General features: G+C 48.0%; 26 protein-coding genes. All 26 read left to right on the top strand.

Annotated features, from left to right (window positions below; genetic code table 11):
* The first annotated feature begins 12 nt into the window (after positions 1 to 12).
* The 26 genes from fliF (at position 13) to AC5YB1_RS13770 (ending at position 25,175) form a co-directional block, all read left to right on the top strand.
* Positions 13 to 1,704: a flagellar basal-body MS-ring/collar protein FliF gene (gene fliF, locus AC5YB1_RS13895; protein ID WP_494521643.1), complete on the top strand. Its 1,692-nt coding sequence runs from the start codon at positions 13 to 15 to the stop codon at positions 1,702 to 1,704.
* Complete coding sequence (gene fliG / locus AC5YB1_RS13890) at positions 1,697 to 2,746, top strand: flagellar motor switch protein FliG (RefSeq protein ID WP_494519658.1); 1,050 nt, start codon at positions 1,697 to 1,699, stop codon at positions 2,744 to 2,746. Before fliF ends, fliG begins: the two co-directional genes overlap by 8 nt.
* Positions 2,746 to 3,690, top strand: a complete 945-nt coding sequence (gene fliH, locus AC5YB1_RS13885; protein ID WP_494519657.1) for a flagellar assembly protein FliH — start codon at positions 2,746 to 2,748, stop codon at positions 3,688 to 3,690. The genes fliG and fliH overlap by 1 nt, the downstream gene beginning before the upstream one ends.
* Entirely contained in the window at positions 3,659 to 4,999 is a 1,341-nt protein-coding gene (fliI, locus tag AC5YB1_RS13880; protein WP_475516297.1) for a flagellar protein export ATPase FliI, read from the top strand. The genes fliH and fliI overlap by 32 nt, the downstream gene beginning before the upstream one ends.
* 53 nt (positions 5,000 to 5,052) lie before the next feature.
* Positions 5,053 to 5,499 (top strand): flagellar export protein FliJ, encoded by a 447-nt coding sequence (gene fliJ / locus AC5YB1_RS13875; RefSeq protein ID WP_494519656.1) that lies wholly within the window; start codon positions 5,053 to 5,055, stop codon positions 5,497 to 5,499.
* A gap of 189 nt (positions 5,500 to 5,688) precedes the next feature.
* Positions 5,689 to 7,038, top strand: coding sequence for a flagellar hook-length control protein FliK (locus AC5YB1_RS13870; protein ID WP_494519655.1), 1,350 nt, complete (start codon positions 5,689 to 5,691; stop codon positions 7,036 to 7,038).
* 76 nt (positions 7,039 to 7,114) lie between these two features.
* Positions 7,115 to 7,636: a flagellar basal body-associated protein FliL gene (gene fliL / locus AC5YB1_RS13865; protein WP_494519654.1), complete on the top strand. Its 522-nt coding sequence runs from the start codon at positions 7,115 to 7,117 to the stop codon at positions 7,634 to 7,636.
* Between the two features lie 39 nt (positions 7,637 to 7,675).
* A complete protein-coding gene (fliM, locus tag AC5YB1_RS13860) occupies positions 7,676 to 8,704 on the top strand; it encodes a flagellar motor switch protein FliM (RefSeq protein ID WP_475516301.1) in 1,029 nt (342 codons plus the stop codon).
* A gap of 54 nt (positions 8,705 to 8,758) precedes the next feature.
* Positions 8,759 to 9,142, top strand: a complete 384-nt coding sequence (gene fliN / locus AC5YB1_RS13855; RefSeq protein ID WP_475516302.1) for a flagellar motor switch protein FliN — start codon at positions 8,759 to 8,761, stop codon at positions 9,140 to 9,142.
* A 16-nt stretch (positions 9,143 to 9,158) separates the two neighbouring features.
* Positions 9,159 to 9,539 (top strand): flagellar biosynthetic protein FliO, encoded by a 381-nt coding sequence (gene fliO / locus AC5YB1_RS13850; protein ID WP_475516947.1) that lies wholly within the window; start codon positions 9,159 to 9,161, stop codon positions 9,537 to 9,539.
* 26 nt (positions 9,540 to 9,565) lie between these two features.
* Positions 9,566 to 10,285, top strand: coding sequence for a flagellar type III secretion system pore protein FliP (fliP, locus tag AC5YB1_RS13845; protein ID WP_475516948.1), 720 nt, complete (start codon positions 9,566 to 9,568; stop codon positions 10,283 to 10,285).
* Positions 10,286 to 10,293: 8 nt separating this feature from the next.
* Positions 10,294 to 10,563, top strand: a complete 270-nt coding sequence (gene fliQ / locus AC5YB1_RS13840) for a flagellar biosynthesis protein FliQ (RefSeq protein WP_110456360.1) — start codon at positions 10,294 to 10,296, stop codon at positions 10,561 to 10,563.
* 91 nt (positions 10,564 to 10,654) lie between these two features.
* Positions 10,655 to 11,452 carry a flagellar biosynthetic protein FliR gene (fliR, locus tag AC5YB1_RS13835; protein ID WP_494519653.1) on the top strand — a complete coding sequence of 266 codons (798 nt, stop codon included), beginning with the start codon at positions 10,655 to 10,657 and terminating at the stop codon, positions 11,450 to 11,452.
* The gene (flhB, locus tag AC5YB1_RS13830; protein ID WP_494519652.1) at positions 11,452 to 12,585 is read left to right on the top strand and encodes a flagellar biosynthesis protein FlhB; all 1,134 of its coding nucleotides are present in this window, start codon (positions 11,452 to 11,454) and stop codon (positions 12,583 to 12,585) included. Before fliR ends, flhB begins: the two co-directional genes overlap by 1 nt.
* Before the next feature lie 91 nt (positions 12,586 to 12,676).
* The gene (flhA, locus tag AC5YB1_RS13825; RefSeq protein ID WP_494519651.1) at positions 12,677 to 14,776 is read left to right on the top strand and encodes a flagellar biosynthesis protein FlhA; all 2,100 of its coding nucleotides are present in this window, start codon (positions 12,677 to 12,679) and stop codon (positions 14,774 to 14,776) included.
* 11 nt (positions 14,777 to 14,787) lie between these two features.
* Complete coding sequence (gene flhF / locus AC5YB1_RS13820; RefSeq protein ID WP_494519650.1) at positions 14,788 to 16,182, top strand: flagellar biosynthesis GTPase FlhF; 1,395 nt, start codon at positions 14,788 to 14,790, stop codon at positions 16,180 to 16,182.
* A 4-nt stretch (positions 16,183 to 16,186) separates the two neighbouring features.
* Complete coding sequence (locus tag AC5YB1_RS13815) at positions 16,187 to 17,068, top strand: MinD/ParA family protein (RefSeq protein ID WP_494519649.1); 882 nt, start codon at positions 16,187 to 16,189, stop codon at positions 17,066 to 17,068.
* Entirely contained in the window at positions 17,061 to 17,780 is a 720-nt protein-coding gene (locus AC5YB1_RS13810) for an RNA polymerase sigma factor FliA (RefSeq protein ID WP_494519648.1), read from the top strand. The genes AC5YB1_RS13815 and AC5YB1_RS13810 overlap by 8 nt, the downstream gene beginning before the upstream one ends.
* A gap of 42 nt (positions 17,781 to 17,822) precedes the next feature.
* On the top strand, positions 17,823 to 18,206 hold the full coding sequence (gene cheY, locus AC5YB1_RS13805; RefSeq protein WP_119977497.1) for a chemotaxis response regulator CheY: 384 nt from the start codon (positions 17,823 to 17,825) through the stop codon (positions 18,204 to 18,206).
* A gap of 13 nt (positions 18,207 to 18,219) precedes the next feature.
* Positions 18,220 to 18,957: a protein phosphatase CheZ gene (locus tag AC5YB1_RS13800; RefSeq protein WP_494519647.1), complete on the top strand. Its 738-nt coding sequence runs from the start codon at positions 18,220 to 18,222 to the stop codon at positions 18,955 to 18,957.
* 15 nt (positions 18,958 to 18,972) lie between these two features.
* Entirely contained in the window at positions 18,973 to 21,147 is a 2,175-nt protein-coding gene (locus AC5YB1_RS13795) for a chemotaxis protein CheA (RefSeq protein ID WP_494519646.1), read from the top strand.
* Between the two features lie 96 nt (positions 21,148 to 21,243).
* On the top strand, positions 21,244 to 22,362 hold the full coding sequence (locus AC5YB1_RS13790; RefSeq protein ID WP_494519645.1) for a protein-glutamate methylesterase/protein-glutamine glutaminase: 1,119 nt from the start codon (positions 21,244 to 21,246) through the stop codon (positions 22,360 to 22,362).
* Complete coding sequence (locus tag AC5YB1_RS13785; protein ID WP_494519644.1) at positions 22,355 to 22,822, top strand: membrane anchored protein in chemotaxis locus; 468 nt, start codon at positions 22,355 to 22,357, stop codon at positions 22,820 to 22,822. Before AC5YB1_RS13790 ends, AC5YB1_RS13785 begins: the two co-directional genes overlap by 8 nt.
* A 44-nt stretch (positions 22,823 to 22,866) precedes the next feature.
* The gene (locus AC5YB1_RS13780; protein ID WP_494519643.1) at positions 22,867 to 23,658 is read left to right on the top strand and encodes a ParA family protein; all 792 of its coding nucleotides are present in this window, start codon (positions 22,867 to 22,869) and stop codon (positions 23,656 to 23,658) included.
* On the top strand, positions 23,642 to 24,673 hold the full coding sequence (locus AC5YB1_RS13775; protein WP_494519642.1) for a chemotaxis protein CheW: 1,032 nt from the start codon (positions 23,642 to 23,644) through the stop codon (positions 24,671 to 24,673). Before AC5YB1_RS13780 ends, AC5YB1_RS13775 begins: the two co-directional genes overlap by 17 nt.
* Before the next feature lie 7 nt (positions 24,674 to 24,680).
* On the top strand, positions 24,681 to 25,175 hold the full coding sequence (locus AC5YB1_RS13770; protein ID WP_110456347.1) for a chemotaxis protein CheW: 495 nt from the start codon (positions 24,681 to 24,683) through the stop codon (positions 25,173 to 25,175).
* The last annotated feature ends 140 nt before the right edge of the window (positions 25,176 to 25,315 follow it).

Here is a 25,315-nt window from a genome sequence, read left to right as displayed (position 1 = left end):
GTGAGCACAGATATGGTAGTGGGAACAAACTCTACTGCAGACGACATGTTAGCCGGTGGAGTCCAAGAAGAGCACAAACCCAGTGGTGGTGCTTTTGGCGGCGTCGACATGCTACGTCAAGTGACCATGATCTTAGCGCTGGCGATCTGTTTAGCCTTGGCTGTGTTTGTCATGTTATGGGCGCAAGAGCCTGAATATCGCCCGTTGGGTAAAATGGACACTGCCGAGATGGTGCAAGTCCTCGATGTGCTAGATAAAAATAAAGTTGACTACCAAATTGATGTTGATGTGTTGAAGGTGCCTGAGGATCGATATCAAGAAGTCAAAATGATGCTCAGCCGAGAAGGCATCGACAACTCGGCTGCTAAAAATGATTATCTGTCCCAAGACAGCGGCTTCGGTGTCAGTCAGCGCATGGAGCAAGCGCGCTTAAAACATAGCCAAGAGCAAAACCTTGCCCGTACCATCGAAGAGCTTAAGAGTGTCAATCGCGCTAAAGTGATTTTGGCCATCCCTAAAGAAAATGTCTTTGCTCGAAATCGTTCAACTCCAACCGCCACCGTAGTTATCAGTACTCGCCGAGGCGGATTAGGCCAAGAAGAGATAGACTCGATTGTCGACATCGTCGCCTCTGCGGTACACGGTCTTGAGCCTACGCGCGTCACGGTTACTGATTCTAATGGCCGTTTACTTAACTCGGGCAGCCAAGATGCAGTTTCTGCAAGGGCCAGGCGAGAGCAAGAGTTAGTACAGCAAAAAGAGTCAGAATATCGCAATAAGATTGAGTCGATATTGATGCCTATTCTCGGCCCAGAAAACTTTACCGCTCAGGTCGATGTGAATATGGACTTTACTGCCGTGGAGCAGACCGCGAAACGCTTTAATCCTGATTTACCTGCCATGCGCAGTGAAATGACCGTTGAAAATCAATCGGTGGGCTCGACCACAGGCGGCATTCCTGGCGCGCTGTCGAACCAACCGCCGATGGAGTCGAACATTCCTCAAAACGCGATGGATAACCAACAAGAGCGCACGGCTCCTGGCTCTAGCCATAAAGAAGCCACCCGCAACTATGAACTCGACACCACCATTAGCCATACCCGCCAGCAAATTGGCGTGGTCAGACGCGTCAGTGTATCGGTTGCCATCGACTTTAAAACCGGTCCAGCTGGCGCCGATGGTCAAGTGCAGCGTGTGGCGCGCACCGAGCAGGAGTTGGCCAATATTCGTCGGCTACTCGAAGGCGCTGTGGGCTTTAATACCCAGCGAGGGGACATGATTGAACTGGTTACGGTTCCCTTTATGGATCAGTTGATTGAAGATGCACCTGCGCTAGAAATGTGGGAGCAACCCTGGTTTTGGCGCGCGGTTAAGCTAGTGATGGGGGGGCTTATTATTCTGGCGTTGATCCTCTTTGTGGTGCGGCCTATGTTAAAACGGCTTATTTACCCCGATGCCAATAAGATGCCAGACGATCCTCTGTTAGGGGGCGAGCTTGCAGAAATTGAAGATCAGTATGCCGCCGATACCTTGGGCATGTTAAATCGTCCCGATGCCGAATACAGCTATGCCGATGATGGCTCTATTTTGATACCGGATCTGCATAAAGACGATGATATGATTAAGGCCATCCGCGCCCTAGTGGCGAACGAACCGGAACTGTCCACCCAAGTAGTCAAAGGTTGGTTACAAGAAAATGAGTAATGATAAAGATATTGCAATTAAAGGTGGTGCTGCCGAGTTCAACGTTGATGGACTTACGGGGATCGAAAAAACGGCGATTTTATTACTCAGTTTGAGTGAAGCCGATGCCGCCTCGATTTTAAAACACTTAGAGCCTAAGCAGGTGCAAAAAGTCGGCATGTCGATGGCAGCCATGAAAGACTTCGGTCAAAGTAAAGTGATTGGGGTGCATAAGCTGTTTTTAGAAGAGGTGCAGAAATACTCATCTATTGGTTTTAACAGTGAAGAGTTTGTGCGTAAAGCCTTGACTGCCGCCCTGGGTGAAGACAAAGCCGGTAACCTGATTGAGCAGATCATTATGGGCGGCGGTGCGCGAGGGCTTGAGTCATTAAAATGGATGGATGCCAGACAGGTGGCCACCATTATTCAAAATGAACACCCGCAGATCCAAACCATTGTCTTATCGTATTTAGAGCCTGATCAAGCGGCGGAAATTTTTGCCCAAGCACCTGAAAATACTCGCTTAGATTTGATGATGCGTATTGCGAATCTCGAAGAGGTTCAACCTGCAGCGCTGCAAGAGCTTAATGACATCATGGAGAAACAGTTTGCAGGCCAAGGCGGCGCGCAAGCGGCCAAGATGGGCGGACTCAAAGCGGCGGCCAGCATCATGAACTACCTCGATACCGGGGTTGAAAGTCAGTTAATGGAAACTCTGCGTGAATCCGATGAAGAGTTAGCCCAGCAGATCCAAGACTTGATGTTTGTGTTTGAAAACCTCTCCGATGTTGACGATGTTGGTATGCAGACTCTGCTGCGCGAAGTGCAGCAAGATGTGTTGATGAAAGCGCTTAAAGGCGCTGACGATCAACTTAAAGAGAAAATATTACGCAATATGTCCAAACGTGCCGCTGAAATTCTTAACGATGATTTGGAAGCCATGGGGCCTATTCGCATCAGTGAAGTGGAGATGGCGCAAAAAGAAATACTGTCTATTGCCCGCCGCTTAAGTGATGCCGGCGAAATTATTCTCGGCGGTGGCAGTGGAGAGCAGTTCTTATAATGAGTAACGCCAACGATCGCTCAACGCCTAAAGATAAGGCTGACTTTAGTCACTGGCAATTGCCTGATGTGACAGTGGTCGATACCACGGTAAAAGAAAACCTCTTTGGTCGCAGTGCCGCGGTAAAAGAAGCGGTAGAGGTAGAGCAGCAGGTGCTGCCGCCAACGCTTGTTGAAATCGAAACTATCCGCGCCGAAGCCGAAACTGAAGGTTTTGAACAAGGCCAGCAGCAAGGCTATCAAGAGGGCTTAGAAAAAGGCCGCCTCAGTGGGTTAGAGCAAGGTCATCAAGAAGGCTTTAGCCAAGGCGAAGAGCAAGGTTACCAGCACGGCTTGACGCAAGCGCAGCAACAAGTTCAACAATTTGAAGCCTTAATGCAGCAATTAGTGGCACCTTTATCGCTACTCGATACCGAAATTGAGCAATCGCTGGTTAACCTCAGCATGACCTTAGCCAAGGCTGTGATAGGCCATGAGCTGCAGGTGCATCCAGAACATGTCTTGGCGGCCCTTCGCCAAGGCATTGACGCCCTTCCGTTAAAAGAGCAAGGCGTCAATGTGCGTTTGCACCCAGAAGATGTCACCTTGGTTGAGCAGTTGTATGGCAGTGCCCAACTGCAAAAAAATCGCTGGGAGATAGAGTCCGATCCGTCACTGCGCCGCGGCGAGTGCATCATCAGTAATGATAGAAGCCGCGTCGATATGGGGCTTGAAAACCGCATTAAGGCGGTATTTGAAAACTTAGTCCACAGCGAAAGCCACTTAGAGCAACAGAAGTTGCAACAGCAACAGACGTTAGCTAAGCAGGCGAGTGAGGCGGTGAGCGAGGTGTCGGCATCCGAGGTTCAACCCACTCCAGTCGTGGATGCTGCCACGCTCCATGATGAAAAGCATGCTAGCCAAGGCCAACAAGATGCAGACGCGACAACATCAACTGCTGAATAAATTTAAACAGCATAATCATAACGTCAATCCGTTTATGCCCGACGCCAGTGGTCAACTGGTTCGAGTGGTAGGCTTAACGCTGGAAGCCACCGGCTGCCGTGCATCGGTAGGCAGTTTGTGCAGTATTGCCACCATGGCCGGCGATCTTATTGCCGAAGTGGTGGGGTTTGACGACAAACTACTGTATTTAATGCCAGTCGAAGAGCTCAGAGGCGTGATGCCTGGCGCTAAAGTGACGCCACTGGGGGCGCAGGCTGGGCTCAATGTCGGCCTGTCCTTACTGGGGCGAGTGCTCGATGGCAACGGCGTGCCACTCGATGGCTTAGGCCATCTGCATACTGACCAAAAAGCACCGCGTCATGCCGCGCCCATTAATCCATTGGCACGGCGGGCGATCACCGAGCCGCTCGATGTTGGCGTACGCGCCATCAATGCGATGCTGACGGTCGGCAAGGGTCAACGTATGGGGCTGTTTGCCGGCTCTGGCGTCGGTAAAAGTGTGCTGCTGGGGATGATGACCCGTGGCACTACCGCCGATATCATCGTCGTGGGCTTGGTTGGCGAGCGTGGCCGTGAGGTGAAAGAGTTTATCGAAGAGATCTTAGGTGAAGAGGGGCGAGCCCGCTCTGTGGTGGTGGCCGCTCCGGCCGATACCTCGCCGTTAATGCGGCTGCGCGCCTGTGAAACATCGACCCGGATCGCCGAGTATTTTCGTGATTTGGGCTATAACGTCTTACTGTTAATGGACAGTCTGACTCGTTACGCGCAGGCGCAACGTGAAATTGCACTGGCCGTCGGTGAGCCGCCTGCCACCAAGGGCTATCCGCCCTCGGTGTTTGCCAAGTTACCTAAGTTAGTGGAACGCGCCGGCAATGGTGGCGTGGGACAAGGTTCGATCACTGCGTTTTATACAGTATTAACCGAAGGTGATGATTTACAAGATCCTATCGCCGACTCGGCGCGAGCGATCCTCGATGGGCATATTGTGCTGTCACGTGCCTTGGCCGATTCGGGCCATTACCCTGCTATCGATGTCGAGGCATCCATTAGCCGTGTTGCGCCTATGGTGATCAGTGAAGCCCACTTAGAAGCCACTCGCCGAGTAAAACAGATGTATTCCTTGTATCAGCAAAATCGCGACTTGATCTCGATTGGTGCTTATACCCAAGGCAGCGATCCCCGTATCGATAACGCCATTCGCCTGCAACCGGCAATGAACGCCTTTTTACGTCAAACGATGAAAGAGTCGCTTAGTTTTGACAGTTGTGCCTTGATGTTAGGTCAATTGAGTGCCCAATGTCAGGGGTAGCGGCTATTGTGAAATAAATAGATGCCCTTGAGTTTGATGATTTAGAGGATGTGATGGCGAAACCTGATCCACTCGATACCGTGCTTAAATTGGCGCTCGACGCCGAAGAGCAAGCGTCACTTCAACTGCGCTCTGCGCAGATGGTGCTGCAAAAATGCCAGCAGCAACTAAGCGCATTACAGCAATACCGTCTTGATTACATGAAACAGATGGAGCAGCAACAGGGGCAGGTGATAAGTGCAAGTAATTATCATCAGTTTCATCAGTTTATCCGTCAAATAGATGAGGCGATCACCAAACAGCATTTTGCGGTGAACGAGTCTGATAAGCAGCGTCAAATTGGCCAGCAAGTGTGGCAAGTCAAACAGCAAAAGCGTAAAGCGGTGGAGCTGCTGCTTGAGCGCAAGGCGCATAAGCGGCAACTTGCCGAATTAAAACAAGAACAAAAGATGATTGATGAGTTTGCCTCTCAGCAATTTTTTCGAAAACCGCAGCGTTAAGCGCCTCAGTCGCCACGATATTGCTCTTCATTAAAAATAATCATCAAACAAGGCAACAACTTAACAGTTGGCGCTTTATTTGCATTCTTTATCAAAATACTAATTTCTTATCGGCAGTACGACCGAATAATTGACACTAGAAGCGTGACATAAGCGCCGCGTGTTACGCGTAAAAGTGTTGGAGGATTTATGCCACAAATGAATAGCGTGCTGTTATCTAAAGCGGATAGCTCGGGCGATAAGTTGGGTTTGCAACCTAACAAATCTAGTGCTAACAGCCCGAAAAGTAATGACTTTTCTACGGCGTTAGCGCAAGCGTCAGCCGATAATGGCCCAAGTCATAAAACCCAAGGCTCTCCTGAAGCCGATAAGATAACGCATGACAATCAACAGGTCGTGGCAGCGGATGAGCAGCAAGACGAGGATAATGACGTTGCCAATGTGTTGGCGCAAATTAACTGGGCGACACAGTTAGCGGAAAACCAGGAACTTGCCGAGGGCGGCGCACAATTGCCACTCGATGGTGAATTAGGCTCAGATCTGAATCTGACAGGCGAGACGAGTACCGACGAGTTGTTAGCCAGCCTAACGCAATCCCAGCTTGAAGGGCTTGAGAGTCAAACAGGCCTAGATGAGGCACAGCTAGCGCAATTACCGCCGCATATGATGGCGGCATTAATTGATGGATCGCAGCAGGGTAAGAGTTCGGCTTTCAACGCCTTAATCGAGCAAGCCAACACGGTTTTAGCCGCGCAAGGTGCGGGTAGGGCTAACAGCCTTGGGGCTAACAGTCTTGGGGCTAAGATGGGCGGCGACGATGCTAAATCGATGTTGGGTGGAGCTCAATCTGACGTAACCTCAGAGCTTAAACCAGACGCTGCCGGGCAAATAACCGCTAAAGTGCAGGCTCAAGCGGATGCCAGCACGAGTGCGGCCAATGAGCTTAAAAATGCCAAGTTAATGGTCTCCATGGCGGCAGAGGGTGATATCGCCGACAATGGCGCAAACGAGTTAAAACCCACATCATCGACCATGACATCGACTCCTTTTGCGCGAGCCGAGACACCAGCACAGTATCAAGTCTCTATTCGCCCGCAAGGTGAACCTGCCCAGCAGATGCAAGAGATGATTCAAAAATTCTCCCCCGTCATGCGTCAACAATTGATCGCCATGGTCAGCCAAGGGGTGCAACATGCCGAGATCCGTCTCGACCCGCCTGAGCTTGGACAGATGATGGTGCGCATTCAAGTACAGGGCGATCAGACTCAAGTGCAGTTTCAGGTGATGCAACATCAAACCAAAGATCTGGTCGAGCAGGCACTGCCGCGTTTACGTGAGATGTTGGCCGAACAAGGAATGCAACTGACAGACAGTAATGTGTCCCAAGGCGGTGGCGGTCGAGAGCAGGGGCAAGCGGATGGCTCTGGCCAGCAAAATGGCACCTTATCAGCGGATATGGATGAAATATCAACAGATGAAAGCTTATTGGCCGCGAATAACGCAACAAGTTACCGCTCAGGTATAGATTATTACGCATAAGCAGGTAACCTATAGGGTTATAGATTGCTCCACCGGGTTTAGGCACTTAAAAAGTAGCGTGTGATAGGAAATAAACATGGCTGAAGAAGAATCGTTACAACTGGAAGAAAACCCGCCACTCAAAAGCAAAAAAAAGCTGATTATTTTTGCTTCAGTAGGGCTTGTTGTCCTCCTTGGGGGGGCTGTGGCGCTATGGTTGTTATTGGGCTCGAGTGACGCATCCGATAGCGAAGTATCAGAAGAGGCGCCTGTAGAGCAAGCGGCATCGGTTAATAGTGGTGAAGCGTTTTATGTGGGTATGCCAAGGCCATTTCTGTTTAACCTGCCAGGGCAAAAGCGTGCGCGTATTGTCGAAATAAAAGTACAGCTGATGGTACGAGGCGCTGATGATGATGTGTTACTGAAGAAACACATTCCATTAATCGAAGATGCGCTATTAACGACGTTCAGTAGTGCTAATGTACAAAAGTTAAGTTCGTTAGCCGGTAAAGATGAGTTACGACAGATGGCGCTGCTGAATGTGCAAAACACATTACGACCCGTGACCGGGCGCAAAGTGGTCGAACGGGTACTCTTTACTGGGTTTGTAATGCAGTGATGCTAGCGGCAACCTTGATTAACCAGGTAGGGCGATATTGTGAGTGATCTATTAAGCCAAGACGAAATTGATGCGTTATTACACGGTGTCGATGACGTTGATGAAGATGAGGCAAGTGATAATGAGCTAGATGCGCGCTCCTATGACTTTTCTTCTCAAGATCGTATCGTCCGTGGCCGGATGCCGACCCTTGAGATCGTTAACGAACGTTTTGCCCGCCATTTACGCATCAGCATGTTCAACATGATGCGCCGCGCGGCAGAAGTGTCGATTAATGGCGTGCAGATGCTTAAGTTTGGCGAATACGTGCATACCTTATTTGTGCCAACTAGCCTTAATATGGTGCGTTTTAGCCCGTTAAAAGGTACTGCATTGATCACCATGGAAGCCCGTTTGGTGTTTATTCTGGTCGACAACTTTTTTGGCGGTGACGGCCGATTTCATGCCAAGATTGAGGGGCGAGAATTTACCCCCACCGAGCGGCGCATCGTGCAACTGCTGCTTAAAATCATCTTCGAAGATTATAAAGAAGCTTGGGCCCCGGTGATGGATGTTGAGTTTGATTATCTGGACTCTGAAGTCAATCCCGCGATGGCCAATATTGTTAGTCCTACCGAAGTGGTGGTAGTGAGTTCGTTTCATATCGAAGTCGACGGTGGCGGTGGCGATTTTCACATTACCATGCCTTACTCGATGATCGAGCCGATTCGTGAACTGCTCGATGCGGGTGTGCAAAGTGATACCCAAGACACAGATATGCGCTGGTCGCAGGCGTTAAAAGATGAAATCATGGACGTCAAAGTGGGTATCGATGCCACCATAGTCGAAAAAGAGATGTCATTGAAGAGCGTTCTGAGCTTAAAGGCTGGCGATATTATCCCGGTTGAAATGCCTGAACACATAGTGATGCGGGTCGAAGACTTACCCACTTATCGCTGTAAACTCGGACGTTCAAGAGAGAATTTAGCCTTACATATCCGGGAAAAAATCCCACGGCCCGAGACGGCGAAAAGCGAATTACAGCTGGTCACCAAAAAAGGCAAGGCAAGAGAAATTGGCAATATTTAGGTAATCCGAGTTTAGGTTAGTTAACCATTATTTGAGTTTTAAAGGTAAAAAGTGATGAGCACACAAGATACAGGTGATGATTGGGCTGCAGCAATGGCCGAGCAAGCGATTGAAGAGGCTCAAGCGGTTGAATTAGACGAATTAGCTGATAGTTCTCAACCGTTAACCGAAGAGGAAGCGGCCAAACTCGATACTATTATGGATATTCCGGTGACCATCTCTATGGAAGTGGGTCGCAGTTTTATTAATATTCGTAATTTACTGCAGCTGAACCAAGGCTCGGTAGTGGAGTTAGATCGTGTCGCCGGCGAGCCGTTAGATGTTATGGTTAATGGTACTCTTGTGGCCCACGGCGAAGTGGTTGTCGTTAATGACAAGTTTGGTATTCGATTGACCGACGTCATTAGCCAAACCGAACGCATTAAAAAGCTTAAGTGAGGCAAGGTTAATGGGAATGTCATTATCGATGCCAATGATGGCTAGTGCAATAACCACGTCTGCGGCAGAGGTCACAGCAGAGCGAGAGCCAGCGTTAACCACCATGGCGAATATGCTCGGTGGACTTATTGTCGTTATCGCACTGATTTTTTTATTGGCCTATGTGGTGAAGCGACTCAAGTTAGTGCCTACTAGCCATGGCGTGCTTAAGACCGTGGCGGTCACGCCGCTAGGGCAAAAAGAGAAAATGGTCTTGGTGGAAGTCGAAGGGCAGCAATATTTACTTGGTGTGACCAGCCATCAGGTGACCTTGATCGATAAACTCGAGACCCCTGTGACAGTATCACAAGACTCGTTTGCCAGCCGTTTACGTCAAGCTAAATCATCGCAATCATGAAACGGATTATTCTCTTAGTCAGCTTAATGAGCGCCTTATTGCTGCCCCAGTTAGCGTGGGCGCAAGACGGTATTTTACCAGCAGTAACGGTCACGACAGGAGCCGACGGTGCCACGCAATATTCTGTCACCATGCAGATATTGTTGTTGATGACAGCGCTGAGCTTTTTGCCCGCAATGGTGATAATGCTGACCTCTTTTACGCGCATTATCGTGGTGTTATCGATATTGCGCCAAGCGATTGGTTTACAGCAAACCCCATCAAATCAAGTGCTTATTGGGATGAGTCTGTTTATGACCTTCTTCATTATGGCGCCAGTATTTGACAAGATTTATGCCAATGCCGTGCAGCCCTACATGGATGAAACCCTGACCATAGAGCAGGCGTTTGAGACGGGTAAAGCGCCACTGAAAACCTTTATGCTGTCACAAACTCGCCTGACCGATCTGCAAACCTTTGTCGAGATCTCGGGTTATCAAAACATTGACACCCCAGAAGATGCTCCTATGAGCGTGCTGATCCCTGCGTTTATAACCAGTGAGTTAAAAACCGCCTTTCAGATTGGCTTTATGTTATTTGTGCCATTCTTGGTACTCGACTTAGTGGTGGCCAGTATCTTGATGGCTATGGGTATGATGATGTTGTCGCCGATGATTGTATCGCTGCCTTTTAAAATCATGCTGTTTGTATTGGTTGATGGTTGGAGCTTAGTGATGGGTACCCTAGCCAATAGTTTTGGGATTTAGGAGCCGCTATGTCACCCGAAGCCCTGATTGATATCTTTCGCGAAGCCTTGGCCGTTATCGTTACCATAGTGTCGATGATCATTGTGCCAGGCTTGGTGGTCGGGTTAGTGGTGGCGGTATTCCAAGCGGCGACATCGATAAACGAGCAGACTTTAAGCTTTTTGCCTAGACTGCTAACGACCTTGTTAGCGCTGATGTTTCTAGGACATCTGTTAGTCCAAACCATGATGGAATTCTTTTTTGAAATGGTTGATATGATCCCCATGGTCGTTGGCTAAGTATGACGGTTTACTGCGCCAGGCTAGCTCACGCAAATCGATTCAATACGCTCATGTTACGTGCGCTGGTCGGCTAAGTGTTGAGGCGAATATGGAAATATTGATGTCCACCATAATGGAGACCATTTCCGCCTACATGTGGCCACTTTATCGGGTGTCGAGCATGTTGATGGTGATGGCTGTTTTTGGCGCTAACACCACTTCTGTGCGGATCCGTCTGTTGTTATCGGTGGCGATAACCTTTGCCATTGCGCCTATGCTCCCTGTAAATACTGATGTTGAGCTGTTTTCATTGGCGGCGGTATTTGTCACCGCGCAGCAGATCGTCATTGGGGTAGCGATGGGGTTTGTCACCCTGCTTATCATGCAAACCTTTGTGTTAACAGGCCAAATTATTGGTATGCAAACCAGCTTAGGTTTCGCCTCTATGGTCGACCCTGGCTCTGGCCAGCAAACCCCGGTGATTGGTAACTTTTTTCTGTTGTTGACCACGATGATCTTTCTTGCTGTCGATGGCCACCTCCTGATGATCCGTATGCTGGTTGCCAGTTTTGACACCATCCCCGTCTCTAACCAAGGTATTTCTATTAGCAGTTATCGCCAATTAGCCGAATGGGGCAGTTACATGTTTGGCGCTGCGTTGACCATGTCTATTTCAGCGATTGTGGCGCTGTTATTGATTAACTTATCTTTTGGGGTAATGACCCGCGCCTCACCGCAACTCAATATTTTTGCTGTTGGCTTCCCTGTCACCATGGTGAGTGGGCTGGTGATTTTGTGGCTCACCTTAACGCCCATTATGGCGCACTTCGATGAAGTCTGGCGCTCAGCGCAGCTATTGCTGTGTGATGTTGTGCAGTTACAGTGCCGCGCTGATGGGAGTTTCTAATGGCTGAAAATGATTCTAGCCAAGAAAAAACCGAGGAAGCCACCTCCAGAAAGCGTCAACAGGCGCGTGATAAAGGCCAGGTTGCCCGCTCAAAAGAGTTAGGCACCTCTGCGGTACTGATGTCGGCGGCATTTGGTTTTGTCATGGTGGGCCCTGATTTAGGTGTGGCACTTATCAATGTGATGAAAAAGCTGTTTACCATGGATCGTGCCGCGATTTTTGATACCAATAGTATGTACAACGTGTGGGAGCTGGTACTGCGTGAGCTGGCCATGCCCATGGCAATTTTTATCGTGTTTTTGGCTGTGGTGGCTTTTTTAGGCAACATCGTTATCGGGGGGATCACCTTTTCGGTGAAGGCCTTTATGCCCAAAGCGAGCAAAATGAACCCGATGAGTGGCTTTAAACGTATGTTTGGTGTGCAAGCGTTGGTGGAATTAACCAAGGGAATTGCAAAGTTTTCTGTGGTCGCTATGATGGCGTACTTTTTACTGTATTACTATTTCGTTGATATCTTGACCCTGTCACAAGGACACCTCCCGGGTAATGTGTATAATGCGCTGGATCTGCTGATATGGATGTTCATTATTTTATGTTCATCGACAGTGATCATTGTTGCTATTGATGTACCGTTTCAAATTTGGAACCACAGTAAACAGCTGCGCATGACCAAGCAGGAGATCAAAGACGAATACAAGGATACCGAAGGCCAGCCCGAAGTTAAGGGACGGGTGCGGCAGATGCAGCGCGAAATGGCGCAGCGTCGCATGATGACCGAGGTACCCAATGCCGATGTGATAGTGGTCAACCCAGAACACTATGCGGTTGCGATTAAATATGATGTCACCAAGGCCGCAGTGCCTTATGTATTGGCGAAAGGGGTCGACGAGGTTGCCTTTAAGATACGTGAAATTGCCAGAGAGCATGAGGTGGCAATCGTATCAGCTCCACCGCTGGCACGGGCCATTTATCATACGACTAAGATAGAGCAAGAGATCCCCGAGGGGCTCTTCACCGCTGTTGCTCAGGTATTGGCCTATGTCTTTCAGTTGAAGCAATATCAACAAAAAGGCGGTAAGCGACCCACACCCGTGCCGTTAAATCAGCCTATTCCCGATGAGCTGAAATATTAGCGTCGTGTTTGCTGTCGTTAGGTGACTGCAAGTAGGTTGGCGCGCTTTTTGCTGTTAACCGTTCAGATGTCAAAGTTCAGGCGCTAAATTGATGGATTTGAAAGCAACATTAGGTCAACTAAAACAGGTTAAACCGGCAAACTTTAAAGGCATTGGTACGCCTGTACTCGTGCTTGCAGCCTTGGCGATGATCATCTTGCCGATGCCAGCATTCTTACTCGATATCCTATTTTCGTTCAATATTGCCTTAGCCTTGGTGGTGCTTTTAGTGGCCATCTATTCAGATCGCCCCCTCGACTTTGCGGCCTTCCCAACGGTATTGCTAGTCGCTACTTTGCTGCGACTGGCGCTGAACGTGGCCTCGACGCGTATCGTCTTGCTCGAAGGCCATAATGGTGGCGATGCCGCCGGTAAGGTGATTGAAGCGTTCGGTTCTGTGGTAATTGGCGGTAACTATGCCGTGGGTTTGGTCGTGTTTCTTATCTTGATCATTATCAACTTTGCCGTAGTCACTAAAGGTGCTGGACGTATTTCTGAAGTGAGCGCCCGTTTTACCCTCGATGCGATGCCAGGTAAACAGATGGCTATCGATGCCGACTTAAACGCCGGGGTGTTAAACCAAGATCAGGCGCGCTTACGCCGTGCAGAAGTCACTAAAGAAGCCGACTTTTATGGTGCGATGGATGGTGCGTCAAAATTTGTCAAAGGCGATGCAATTGCCGGCATCATGATTTTAGTGATCAACATTCTCGGCGGCTTTGTCATTGGTATGGTGCAGCACGGGCTAGATTTCTCCTCAGCTGTAGAAATTTATACCTTGCTGACCATTGGTGATGGTTTGGTGGCGCAGATCCCAGGCCTGTTGTTGTCGATTGCGGCCGCGTTAATGGTGACGCGTCAAAATGAGTCAGGCGACATGGGGCAAATGGTGATGGGGCAGATGTTTGACAGCCCTAAATCCTTAGGCATTGCCGCCGCGGTATTGTTGATCATGGGGATTGTGCCTGGCATGCCGCATTTTGCTTTTCTCAGCTTTGGTTTGCTGACTGCCGGTGGTGCCTATTATATTCATCGTAAAAAAGATCTCGATCGTCAAAGAGCGCTAGAGCTTGCTAAAACCTCTCCGAGTCCCGCTGGTGACAATAAGCCTAAAGAGTTGAGTTGGGATGATGTGCAACATGTCGATACCATAGGGTTAGAGGTGGGCTATCGATTAATCCCCTTGGTCGATAAGGGCCAAGGTGGTGAATTACTCAACCGTATCAAAGGAGTGCGTAAGAAGCTGTCACAAGAATTAGGTTTCTTGGTGCCGGCGGTGCATATCCGTGACAATTTAGATCTGTCGCCCAACACTTATCGCATCTCCTTGATGGGCGTGGCGTCGGGTGAGGCTGAAATTCGCCATGATTGCGAGCTCGCGATTAACCCAGGCCAAGTGTATGGCAAGCTTGATGGCGTCGAAACCACCGATCCCGCCTTTGGGCTTGAAGCCGTTTGGATAGCGCCAGAGCTTAGAGAGCACGCACAAACCTTAGGTTATACCGTCGTTGACGCAGCTACAGTGGTTGCCACGCATCTTAGCCAATTGCTCACCAATAATGCCTCTAAATTATTAGGTTATGAAGAGGTGCAGCAGTTAATGGATATGCTGGCTAAGCATTCGCCCAAGTTAGTTAATGGCTTTATTCCCGATGTGATGCCACTGGGCACTGTGGTTAAAGTGATGCAAAACTTGCTTAACGAGGGCGTGTCTATCCGAGATTTGAAAACCATAGTACAAACCCTGTTAGAATACGGGCCCAAGAGCAATGATACTGAGGTGTTGACCGCCGCAGTGCGTATTGCCTTAAAGCGCATGATCATCCAAGAGATCAGTGGCCCAGAGGTGGAAATTCCTGTCATTACTTTGGCGCCAGAATTGGAACAGATGTTGCATCAGTCTATGCAAGCAACAGGCGGCGATGGGCCGAATATCGAACCGAGTCTGGCTGAGCGGATGCAGAAATCGCTTATCGATGCATCGCAACGGCAAGAGATGGTAGGAGAGCCCGCCATCTTGTTGACCTCAGGAATGTTACGTTCGACGCTGTCACGATTCGTTAAACATACGATTCCAAATTTACGGGTGATCTCCTATCAAGAAGTGCCCGATGAAAAACAAATTCGCATCGTATCAGCGGTCGGTCAGTAGAGAGTATTTAGATGAAAATTAAACGTTTTTTAGCAAAAGATATGCGCTCAGCTTTGGCCCAAGTGAAAGAGACCTTAGGCTCTGATGCGGTGATCATGTCTAACAAAAAAGTCACCGGTGGCATCGAGATTGTCGCGGCTGTCGATTATGACGAGCCCAAAAAATCGCTAAGTCCAGCGGTCGCGAATATGACGCCGTCGAGCTTACTTGATCTCGCCGATGAAAAAGTCTCCATTGGTCGCCAACCCATCAAGACCGAGTCAAAAAAACAACCTGCACCCGCTGCCGATTCGTTACAAGCCCTGCTTGAGCGTCAACAAAGCCGCGTTAACCAGCAGATTGGTCGTACTAATGAAGAATTAGAGATGCCTGAATGGGCTAAAGGGCTACAAGCGCCTAGTAGCGAGCCTAAGCCAGCACGCGCCGAATCCAACCAACAAAACCATTTTGGTCAAAAGCGTGATAAACCGAGCGCGGCGAGTGTTGAATTTGACTCAATGCGAGAAGAGCTCGCATCACTACGTAACCTATTGACTCACCAAGTAACTTCGCTGCTTAGCGAGCAAAAGAGCCGACTGGATCCTGTCGGCGCCATGCTTGAGAGCCGCCTATTAGCGGCAGAGTTTTCTGCCGAAGTGGCGACCAAGTTGTCAGGGCTGAGTGAACATTATCCGCCAGCAGAATTAGTCAAAATCTTACCGAGAAGCCTGGCGAATATGCTCGACAATCAGGGCGATGATATTGTGCGCCAAGGTGGTGTGGTCGCTTTTGTTGGGCCAACAGGTGTCGGCAAAACCACCAGTGTTGCCAAAATTGCCGCTCGATTTGCAGCACATCATGGTTCAGATCAAGTAGCATTGATAACAACCGATCATTATCGCATCGGAGCCTATGAGCAGCTGGCAACCTATGGCAAAATAATGGGATGTCCAGTAAAGCAGGCGCATGATCTTAATGAGTTGGAACAAATTTTGTATCAGCTGCGCAATCGCAAGTTAGTATTGATCGATACCGCTGGCATGGGGCAGCGAGATATACGCTTATTCCAGCAACTCGATAATTTAACGGCAAATAGCAGATTACCTATACGCAGTTATCTGGTACTGTCGTCAACGAGTCAAAGAAGAGTACTAGAAGATGCGGTGAAGCAGTTCGCTAGAATCCCATTATCGGGTGTAGTATTAACCAAACTGGACGAGTCGGTCGCCTTAGCACCAGCCTTGAGCGTATTGATCCAAAGTGGTTTACCATTAAGTTATGTCACTGATGGCCAACGAGTTCCAGAAGATATGCAGGTTGCAGATACACTCGCGTTAGCACACAAGGCGCTTTCAGTATTAGATAAGAAAGAGCAACCTGTACAACAAACTGAAAGGTCACATCAACAGGCCTATGCATTTGAGTAAAACAATGAGTCGGGATCAAGCAAGCGGTTTACGAATGATGAATCAACCAAATAACGAAAAAGTAAAAGTAATTGCGGTGTCTGGCGGTAAAGGTGGCGTGGGTAAAACCAGTGTCTCTATCAATACCGCGGTTGCACTCGCCGAAAAGGGTAAGCGTGTTTTAGTGCTCGATGCCGATTTGGGCTTAGCGAACGTCGATGTGATGTTAGGCTTAAGGGCTGAGCGTAATTTATCCCATGTGCTATCAGGCGATGCCGATCTGGATGATGTGATTGTTAGAGGCCCCAAAGGGATTGGTATTATCCCTGCTACGTCGGGCTCACAGTCGATGGTCGAGCTATCTCCTGCTCAGCACGCCGGGCTTATTCGCGCCTTCAGCGAAATGCGTACTCAATTTGATATTTTAATTGTCGATACCGCAGCGGGTATTTCTGACATGGTGCTGAGCTTTTCACGGGCATCGCAAGATGTATTAATTGTGGTATGTGATGAGCCAACGTCGATCACCGATGCCTACGCCCTGATTAAGATATTAAGCCGTGAGCATGGTGTGTTCCGTTTTAAAATTGTTGCCAACATGGCTCGCAGCCTACGTGAAGGGATGGAGTTGTTTGCTAAATTAAGTAAAGTGACCGACCGTTTTCTTGATGTAGCGCTTGAACTTGTCGCGACGATTCCATTCGATGAAAACCTCAGAAAGTCAGTTCGTAAGCAAAAGCTTATCGTCGAAGCCTTTCCAAAATCACCTGCATCAATCGCCTATCATGGGCTAGCAAATAAAATAATCAGTTGGCCGATCCCACAGCAACCGGGTGGTCATTTAGAGTTTTTCGTTGAACGCTTAGTACAGCGTAACAATCAGCAAGAGGAAGGCACGAGTGAGTAAAGCGGCCGCGTATACCTGTTTAGATAATAAAGTGTCTATCGTTGAACAGTATGCGCCGCTGGTAAAAAGGATTGCCCACCACTTATTAGCCCGTTTGCCAGCATCGGTTCAATTAGATGATCTATTACAAGCCGGTATGATGGGCCTGCTTGAAGCCTCATCAAATTTTGATGGTAGTAAAGGTGCCAAATTTGAAACCTTTGCGGGGATTCGAATTCGGGGCTCAATGCTTGATGAAATAAGGCGCGGCGATTGGGTTCCGCGTTCGGTGCACCGTAATCAACGCCGTGTTGCGCAAGTGATTGACGAGCTCGAACAGGAACTGGGCCGCGACGCTAAAGATACCGAAATTGCCGACCGATTAGACATGACACTAGATGAATATCATCACATTTTAAACGATGTATCAGTCGGCAAGGTAATTGGTATTGAAGATCTCGGCGTTTCGGTCGATATAGTAAGGCAGGAAGACGATCACCAAGACGATGCCTTCGATGCATTAGCCGAAACTCAGTTTCATGAAGCCTTGGTTGACGCGATAAAATTACTGCCAGAAAGAGATGGTTTAGTTTTGTCATTGTATTATGACGAAGCATTAAATTTAAAAGAGATTGGAGCCGTACTGGACGTTAGCGAGTCGAGAGTGAGCCAGATATTGAGTCAGGCCATGTTGAGATTAAAAGCTAAATTAAAGCATTGGACCCATACATAACGATTACATGAGCAATATAAAAACAGCTCCGCGGAGGAAACCTTGGACAAGAATATGAAGATTCTCGTCGTTGACGACTTTTCAACAATGAGGCGTATCATCAAGAACTTGTTAAGAGACTTGGGTTTTAACAATACTCAGGAAGCAGATGACGGTTCAACGGCATTGCCCATGCTACAGAAAGGTGATTTTGATTTTGTCGTAACCGACTGGAACATGCCTGGTATGCAAGGAATTGACCTACTAAAGGCCATTCGCGCAGATGACAATCTTAAGCACCTACCGGTGTTAATGGTGACAGCGGAAGCTAAAAGGGAACAGATCATTGCAGCAGCACAAGCTGGTGTAAACGGTTATGTTGTTAAGCCTTTTACCGCGGCAACATTAAAAGAGAAGTTAGACAAAATTTTTGAACGACTCAGTTAATTAAGGTTGAGCTATGCAGGCAAATACTTTAGGGCTGATCACGTTAGCACAAGCAAGACAACTTGTTGAATTGCTTGAGGCTAATGAACAGGATAAAGCTGACAATATCGTAAGAGATATTGCGAGTCCGATTCAAAAAGAGTTATTTGATGAAGTTGGCAGGTTAACCCGTCAACTTCATAGTGCCATTGTCGATTTTCAGGTTGATGACCGTTTGGTTGAATTGACCAACAGTGAAATTCCAGATGCTAAAGAGCGCTTAAGTTATGTCATTGAGATGACAGAACAAGCGGCCAATAAAACCATGGATGCAGTTGAAGAGTCATTGCCCCTTGCCGATGCACTAACCACCAATATTAAAGCGGTTAAGCCAACGTGGGATCGCTTGATGAAGCGAGACATCCAACTGCATGAGTTTAAAGCATTATGTCACGATGTGCAGCAGTTTATTGACCGCAGCGAGTCTGATTCAACACGCTTGAAAGAGCTGCTCAACCATATCTTGTTGGCGCAAGATTTCCAAGATCTTACTGGGCAGATGATCCGCCGAGTGATTGAGTTGGTGCGTGAAGTCGAAAACAATTTAGTGTCGATGTTGACCGTCTTTGGTGAGCACCCCACATCGAGTAAGGCGCTTAAGTCAACCAAGAGTGTCGAAGCCGAAGGCCCGATTATGAACGCAGAACTGCGTGATGATGTGGTAACAGGGCAAGATGAAGTGGATGACTTACTGTCGAGTCTAGGTTTCTAAGTAGGAGTCATATTAATGTCGTTTGATGTTGATGAAGAGATACTGCAGGACTTTCTGATAGAGGCGGGAGAAATACTCGAACTGTTATCTGAACAGCTGGTCATGTTGGAAAATAATCCAGATGATACCGAACTGCTCAATGCCATTTTTCGTGGATTTCATACCGTTAAAGGCGGAGCGGGCTTTTTAAGTCTGACTCCCATGGTCGATGTTTGCCATGAAGCAGAAAATACCTTTGATTTGCTGCGTACTGGCAAACGAAGTGTCTCTGCTGAGCTTATGGATATTATTTTACAGGCTGTCGATGCGATTAATTCGATGTTTGCCGAGACGAAAGCCGGACAAGTTCAAAGCCCTGCCGATGCAACCTTACTGGCAAATCTTAAACTGTTAAGTTCTGGCGGTATGCTCGCATCAGAGGTGGCATTGTCTGCCGGTAAGGCAGAGGCAACGATTGTCGATGAGGTAGCCGATGTTCCTAGCGATGAAGGTGCCACCTTGTTTGAACCGCTTGATACCAGCGATAACACAGTAGTGAGTGCTATTGGTGGTGGCAGCGACGGCAGTATTGATGAAATCAACGAGTCAGAATTTGAAGCCTTACTCGATGCGCTGCACGGATCGGGTAAAGGCCCAACAGTGACTGAATCAGCTTCTAATGATGTTAGCTTGTCCAGTGATGATATTACCGATGATGAGTTTGAATCGCTGCTAGATGAGCTGCACGGCGCAGGCAGTTTTAAACCACCTGTAGCCGCCATTGCGAAAGAGCCTGAGGCGCCAGCTCCAGCAGTTGATGCCGACGAAATTAGTGACGATGAATTTGAAAAGTTACTCGATGAATTGCACGGCTCTGGTGCAGGCCCTGGCGCTTCCTCTATTGCGACTCCGGCGGCGAAAGTGGTTGCAGCGCCCACGCCTGCAGCGGCTGAAGTGACACCGAGTCCGGCTAAGACTGAAGTTAAACCACAAGCCGCCGTTACTAAAACACCTGCTGCTAATATGCCACAGGCCGAAACCACAGTGCGGGTTGATACTGCTCGACTCGATGAGATCATGAATATGGTCGGAGAGTTAGTATTGGTACGTAATCGTCTGCTGAGTCTTGGCATTTCTCGTGATGACGAAGATATGTCTAAAGCTTTAGCTAATTTAGATTTGGTGACTGCCGATCTGCAAGGTGCGGTGATGAAAACCCGCATGCAACCGATTAAAAAGGTATTTGGTCGTTTCCCTCGCGTGGTACGTGATTTAGCTAGAACGCTTAACAAAGAGATTGATCTTCGCATGATAGGCGAAGACACCGATCTGGATAAAAACTTAGTTGAAGCACTGGCCGACCCACTAGTTCACTTGGTGCGTAATTCTGTCGATCACGGTATAGAGATGCCTGATGAGCGTGAAGCTAACGGTAAAACGCGTACCGGCACCATTACCTTGTCAGCCAGTCAAGAGGGGGATCATATCCTGCTCAAGATTGAGGATGACGGCGCAGGCATGGATCCCGATAAGCTTAAGCAAATCGCTATCAGCCGTGGTGTGCTCGATGAAGATGCCGCTGCGCGTATGACGGATTCAGAAGCATATAATCTGATTTTCGCCCCAGGTTTTTCAACTAAGGTAGAGATCTCCGATATTTCCGGCCGTGGCGTGGGGATGGACGTTGTCAAGACGCGTATCACCCAGCTTAATGGCACGGTGCATATTGATTCGCTCAAAGGCAAAGGCACTTGTTTAGAGATTAAAGTCCCCTTGACATTGGCGATTATGCCAACACTGATGGTGGAAGTGGCCGAGCAAGTGTTTGCTTTGCCGTTAACCAGTGTGAATGAAATTTTCCATCTTGATTTGACAAAAACCAATATTGTAGATGGTCAGCTAACCGTTATTGTTCGTGATAAGGCGGTGCCGCTGTTCTATCTAGAGAATTGGCTTAACAGGAAAGAGAGCGGCTTCAAGCATGGCGATAAAAAGCAAGGCCATGTGGTGATCGTTCAGTTAGGCACAATTCAGATAGGTTTTGTGGTTGACTCCTTGATTGGTCAAGAAGAAGTGGTAATTAAGCCGTTAGGGACCTTGCTTCATGGCACCCCAGGTATGGCGGGTGCAACGATCACCTCTGATGGGGGGATTGCATTGATCTTAGACGTACCTGGATTATTGAAGCATTACGCTAAAAACAAGCAGTAAACGTTAAGTAAGACTGTCTGATAACCTATTAAGCGTGACCCCGTAACAGGGTCACGTTTGATTGCTTACAGAGGTTTGCTGTCGATAGGAAATTGAATGGCCATTAAAGTATTAGTTGTCGATGATTCGAGTTTTTTTCGTCGAAGAGTCAGTGAGATCGTATCTAAGGACCCAGATTTAGAAGTCATAGGTACTGCCGTCAATGGCGCTGAAGCGGTTAAACTGGCCGAACAACTCAAGCCTCAAGTGATCACCATGGATATCGAGATGCCAGTGATGGACGGCATTACCGCTGTGCGTCAGATCATGGCTAAGTGTCCGACGCCTATTTTAATGTTTTCCTCTTTGACTCATGATGGTGCCCAAGCCACGTTAGATGCGTTAGAAGCGGGCGCACTCGATTTTCTGCCTAAGCGTTTTGAAGATATTGCCACTAATAAAGATGACGCCATCGTATTACTGCAGCAGCGCATAAAGGCATTAGGACGACGTCGAATTTATCGACCTATTACGCCACGTCCAGCGTCAGTGAGTACTTTAACCAGAACTGGCGTAACTGTGAGCACGGATAGTCGAGAGGTGGTGGCCCCCGATAGACCCACTTCCCGCAGCCAAATGTCACACCGGGCGAGTGGTAAAAAGTACAAAATATTACTTATCGGTACATCAACGGGTGGCCCGGTAGCCCTGCAGCGGATTTTAACCAAGCTTCCCGCTAATTATCCACACCCTATTTTATTGGTACAGCATATGCCAGCGGCGTTTACGCCAGCCTTTGCTACGCGTTTAAATAGCTTGTGCGCGATTAATGTTAAAGAGGCAGAAAATGGCGATCAACTGCGTGCAGGTTGCGCTTATTTAGCCCCCGGAGGCATGCAAATGATGCTGGAGCGCAGCGGCGCTTATGGGCGGATTAAAATTATCGCTGGCAGTGCCGATATGAACTATAAACCCTGTGTCGATATTACCTTCGCCTCGGCGTCAAAGTTGGTTGGGGGAGATGCGCTTGCGGTGATCCTGACCGGAATGGGGGCTGATGGTCGTGAAGGCTCGCGAATGCTAAAAAATGTGGGCGCCACCATTTGGGCCCAAGATGAAGCCAGTTGTGTTGTGTATGGTATGCCACAAGCGGTAACGGCTGCGGGGATATCAAGCAAGTCATTCGCCTTGGATGAGATGGCAGAAGCGATTTTAACTGAGACTGGTCGTGGCTAAACAGCAGATAAGTACTACCACTATGTTGTGGCTATTCTTACTTATCATTAGCAGTATCGTGACCGGGGCGCTGTATTTCGATATGCGGCATAAAAATAGTCTGTTAGAAGCAAAAATTGCTGAACTGGAAAATAGCCAAGTACTATTAATGGTGCCAGAAGAGCAGGCGCAAACATTTGCCCAATGGATGGCGGCTAACCCAAAAGTGACGCAGTCAATTATTGGACAGGCTCAACCCGGCTCACAGGTGCGGATTGAAATGGGATTACTTGGGGATGCGAGGGGCAGCCGTTCACCGATCATGACGCCACAAGCGAGCGATGCAGCAGATCATTTGCCTATAAAGAGTGATAGAACTGTCCATTCGCAAACCAATGAACTGTCTGAAAGTGAAGATGGTGTTAAGGTGATAGCCTTACCTCATGGGGGAATTAGGGTGACCACGCGTGATGATAATTAAGTCAATAAGCTAGCGAAACGCTGCAGGATATAAAGGGGTTTTTGTTGAAGATCTGGACCATAGCAAACCAAAAAGGCGGTGTGGGTAAAACAACATCGGTAGTCAGCCTTGCAGGTGCGTTAGCGAAGCGCGGTCAACGGGTATTGATGGTCGATACCGATCCCCATGCATCGCTGGGCTATTATTTGGGGATCGATTCTGAATCGATTTCTGGGTCCTTGTATGATCTGTTTTTGAACCATAAGACACTGACTAAACAGCAGGTGTCCGAGCATATTGTGCTGACCAAAGTCGAGGGGATAAGCTTATTGCCGGCGACGATGGCGTTAGCGACTCTAGATCGCTCCTTAGGCCATCAAGAAGGCATGGGGTTGATTTTAAAAAAACTATTGTCTTTGGTCGAGCAGGATTACGACACCGTACTTATCGATTGCCCCCCGATCCTTGGTGTCTTAATGGTAAACGCATTGGCAGCCAGTGAGCATATATTGGTGCCGGTACAAACCGAGTTTTTAGCGATAAAGGGCCTGGACAGAATGGTGAAAACCATGATTCTAATGGGGCGTTCGAAAAAAATCACATATAGTTATACGGTGATCCCAACCATGTATGACAGGCGCACTAAGGCGTCTTCATCAGCACTACAACACTTAGAAAGTGATTTTGGCGCGGCGTTGTGGCCAGATGTTATTCCGATAGATACCAAGTTTAGAGACGCTAGCTTAGCGCATCTTCCAGCCTCTCATTATGCGGCGAATTCGCGTGGTGTAAAAGCTTATGAGCGCTTATTAGATTATCTGCTCAGCAAGGAATTTGCTCATGTCGAACTCAACTGATGATGCGGTGTTAGATTATTTTTCACTGTTGCTAGCAGAAGATATCACTGAGGATAATGCGCAGCCTGAGACGGATATAACGCCGAATAAACAGCAAGGCAGGCAAGATGATAAACAGGTTAATGAAGCTATCCGTGTCATTGTCCCTGAGGTTAAACCGGTGTTACAAACCGCCAAGGTAAATCAGCAGGCTAATTATGCGACACCAAAGGTTAATAAAAAATCATTAGCGCAACTGTTAGCACCAGTGGCTGAAGCGTCTCCAACTGATATTGGCGCTAAGTTAATTGCCAATCTTGAAACTCGAATTGAGACCAAGTTAACACCTCAATTGAAAACGGAATTAAAGACGGGATTAAATACACAACTGCAGGTTAAGATTACTGATAAGACAGTGGCGGAGATAGCGAAGCCTACGTCGCAAGTCAAAGAAAAGATTGCAACTTCAGCTACTCTTAATTTGGGTCGTCAAGAGGTTGTTGAGACAGAGCAATCTATTGCTCCTCAAACCCAAACGGGCTCAAGTCCACCCGGGATAACCGAGGCATTAATCGACACTTTGGATGAGCAATTTCAAGTATTATTTTTTAACGTTGCAGGTTTAACGCTTGCCGTCCCTTTAGTCAGTCTAGGTGGCATTGTTAAGATTGAGCGGGTTAACCATATCATGGGAAGACCGAACTGGTACCATGGTGTTCAAGCGCATCGCGGCTCACAGCTCAACGTGGTCGATACGTGCGCCTGGGTGATGCCCGAAAAATACGATGACAAACTAGCACAATCGGTGAATTACCAATATATTGTGCAGCTAGAAAACAGCAACTGGGGATTGGCGTGCGAATCGCTAATCAATTCAGTTAAAATTTTAAAATCGGAAGTTAACTGGCGTACCAAAGCGGGTAAACGCCCTTGGTTAGCTGGCGTTGTGAAAGAGCAGATGTGCGGCATATTACATGTGCAAGCATTGATTGAATTGTTGAATTTAGGATTGAGTAGTCAGGACTCTATTGACTGAGGTTTATATGGCAGATGTAAGAAACGTCGCGGCAGTGGCTGCAAGTAAAGATGATGAAGTGTTGCAGTGGGTTACTTTCCGTTTAGACAATGAAACCTATGGCATTAATGTGATGCAGGTTCAAGAGGTGCTGCGTTATACCGAAATAGCTCCTGTTCCTGGTGCACCGCATTATGTGTTGGGTATCATCAACTTGCGCGGTAATGTGGTTACTGTTATCGATACCCGCTCACGCTTTGGCTTGGCTTCATCTGATGTCGATGACTCAACCCGTATCGTGATCATTGAAGCTGAAAAGCAAGTGATTGGTATTTTGGTTGATAGCGTTGCCGAGGTAGTTTATCTACGTGCTTCAGATATCGACAATGCCCCTAATGTGGGCACAGAAGAAAGTGCTAAGTTTATTCAAGGTGTCAGTAATCGAGATAATGAGCTGTTGATCTTGGTTGATCTAGATAAGCTTTTATCTGATGAAGAGTGGATGGAATTGACTCAATTATAATAAGTTAAGCTGTTAGCGTATTATTCAGCTAGGATAAAAGCCATCGCTTATCGCGATGGCTTTTTAGTATAATCTAAAGCCCACAGTATAACGGTGGTCTAACCTTCGTGACGTATCACAATAAATAGAATGGATTGGAG

The sequence above is a fragment of the Shewanella sp. 433 genome (assembly GCF_059338565.1).
Note: the sequence above shows the minus strand (reverse complement) of the source record. Positions and strands in the feature narration are given on the sequence as shown.

Coding starts and splice junctions, on each gene's coding strand:
- fliF (WP_494521643.1), top strand. CDS start 13: ATGGTAGTGGGAACAAACTCTACTGCAGACGACATGTTAGCCGGTGGA.
- fliG (WP_494519658.1), top strand. CDS start 1,697: ATGAGTAATGATAAAGATATTGCAATTAAAGGTGGTGCTGCCGAGTTC.
- fliH (WP_494519657.1), top strand. CDS start 2,746: ATGAGTAACGCCAACGATCGCTCAACGCCTAAAGATAAGGCTGACTTT.
- fliI (WP_475516297.1), top strand. CDS start 3,659: ATGCAGACGCGACAACATCAACTGCTGAATAAATTTAAACAGCATAAT.
- fliJ (WP_494519656.1), top strand. CDS start 5,053: ATGGCGAAACCTGATCCACTCGATACCGTGCTTAAATTGGCGCTCGAC.
- AC5YB1_RS13870 (WP_494519655.1), top strand. CDS start 5,689: ATGCCACAAATGAATAGCGTGCTGTTATCTAAAGCGGATAGCTCGGGC.
- fliL (WP_494519654.1), top strand. CDS start 7,115: ATGGCTGAAGAAGAATCGTTACAACTGGAAGAAAACCCGCCACTCAAA.
- fliN (WP_475516302.1), top strand. CDS start 8,759: ATGAGCACACAAGATACAGGTGATGATTGGGCTGCAGCAATGGCCGAG.
- fliO (WP_475516947.1), top strand. CDS start 9,159: ATGTCATTATCGATGCCAATGATGGCTAGTGCAATAACCACGTCTGCG.
- fliP (WP_475516948.1), top strand. CDS start 9,566: ATGAGCGCCTTATTGCTGCCCCAGTTAGCGTGGGCGCAAGACGGTATT.
- fliQ (WP_110456360.1), top strand. CDS start 10,294: ATGTCACCCGAAGCCCTGATTGATATCTTTCGCGAAGCCTTGGCCGTT.
- fliR (WP_494519653.1), top strand. CDS start 10,655: ATGGAAATATTGATGTCCACCATAATGGAGACCATTTCCGCCTACATG.
- flhB (WP_494519652.1), top strand. CDS start 11,452: ATGGCTGAAAATGATTCTAGCCAAGAAAAAACCGAGGAAGCCACCTCC.
- flhA (WP_494519651.1), top strand. CDS start 12,677: ATGGATTTGAAAGCAACATTAGGTCAACTAAAACAGGTTAAACCGGCA.
- flhF (WP_494519650.1), top strand. CDS start 14,788: ATGAAAATTAAACGTTTTTTAGCAAAAGATATGCGCTCAGCTTTGGCC.
- AC5YB1_RS13815 (WP_494519649.1), top strand. CDS start 16,187: ATGAGTCGGGATCAAGCAAGCGGTTTACGAATGATGAATCAACCAAAT.
- AC5YB1_RS13800 (WP_494519647.1), top strand. CDS start 18,220: ATGCAGGCAAATACTTTAGGGCTGATCACGTTAGCACAAGCAAGACAA.
- AC5YB1_RS13795 (WP_494519646.1), top strand. CDS start 18,973: ATGTCGTTTGATGTTGATGAAGAGATACTGCAGGACTTTCTGATAGAG.
- AC5YB1_RS13790 (WP_494519645.1), top strand. CDS start 21,244: ATGGCCATTAAAGTATTAGTTGTCGATGATTCGAGTTTTTTTCGTCGA.
- AC5YB1_RS13775 (WP_494519642.1), top strand. CDS start 23,642: ATGTCGAACTCAACTGATGATGCGGTGTTAGATTATTTTTCACTGTTG.
- AC5YB1_RS13770 (WP_110456347.1), top strand. CDS start 24,681: ATGGCAGATGTAAGAAACGTCGCGGCAGTGGCTGCAAGTAAAGATGAT.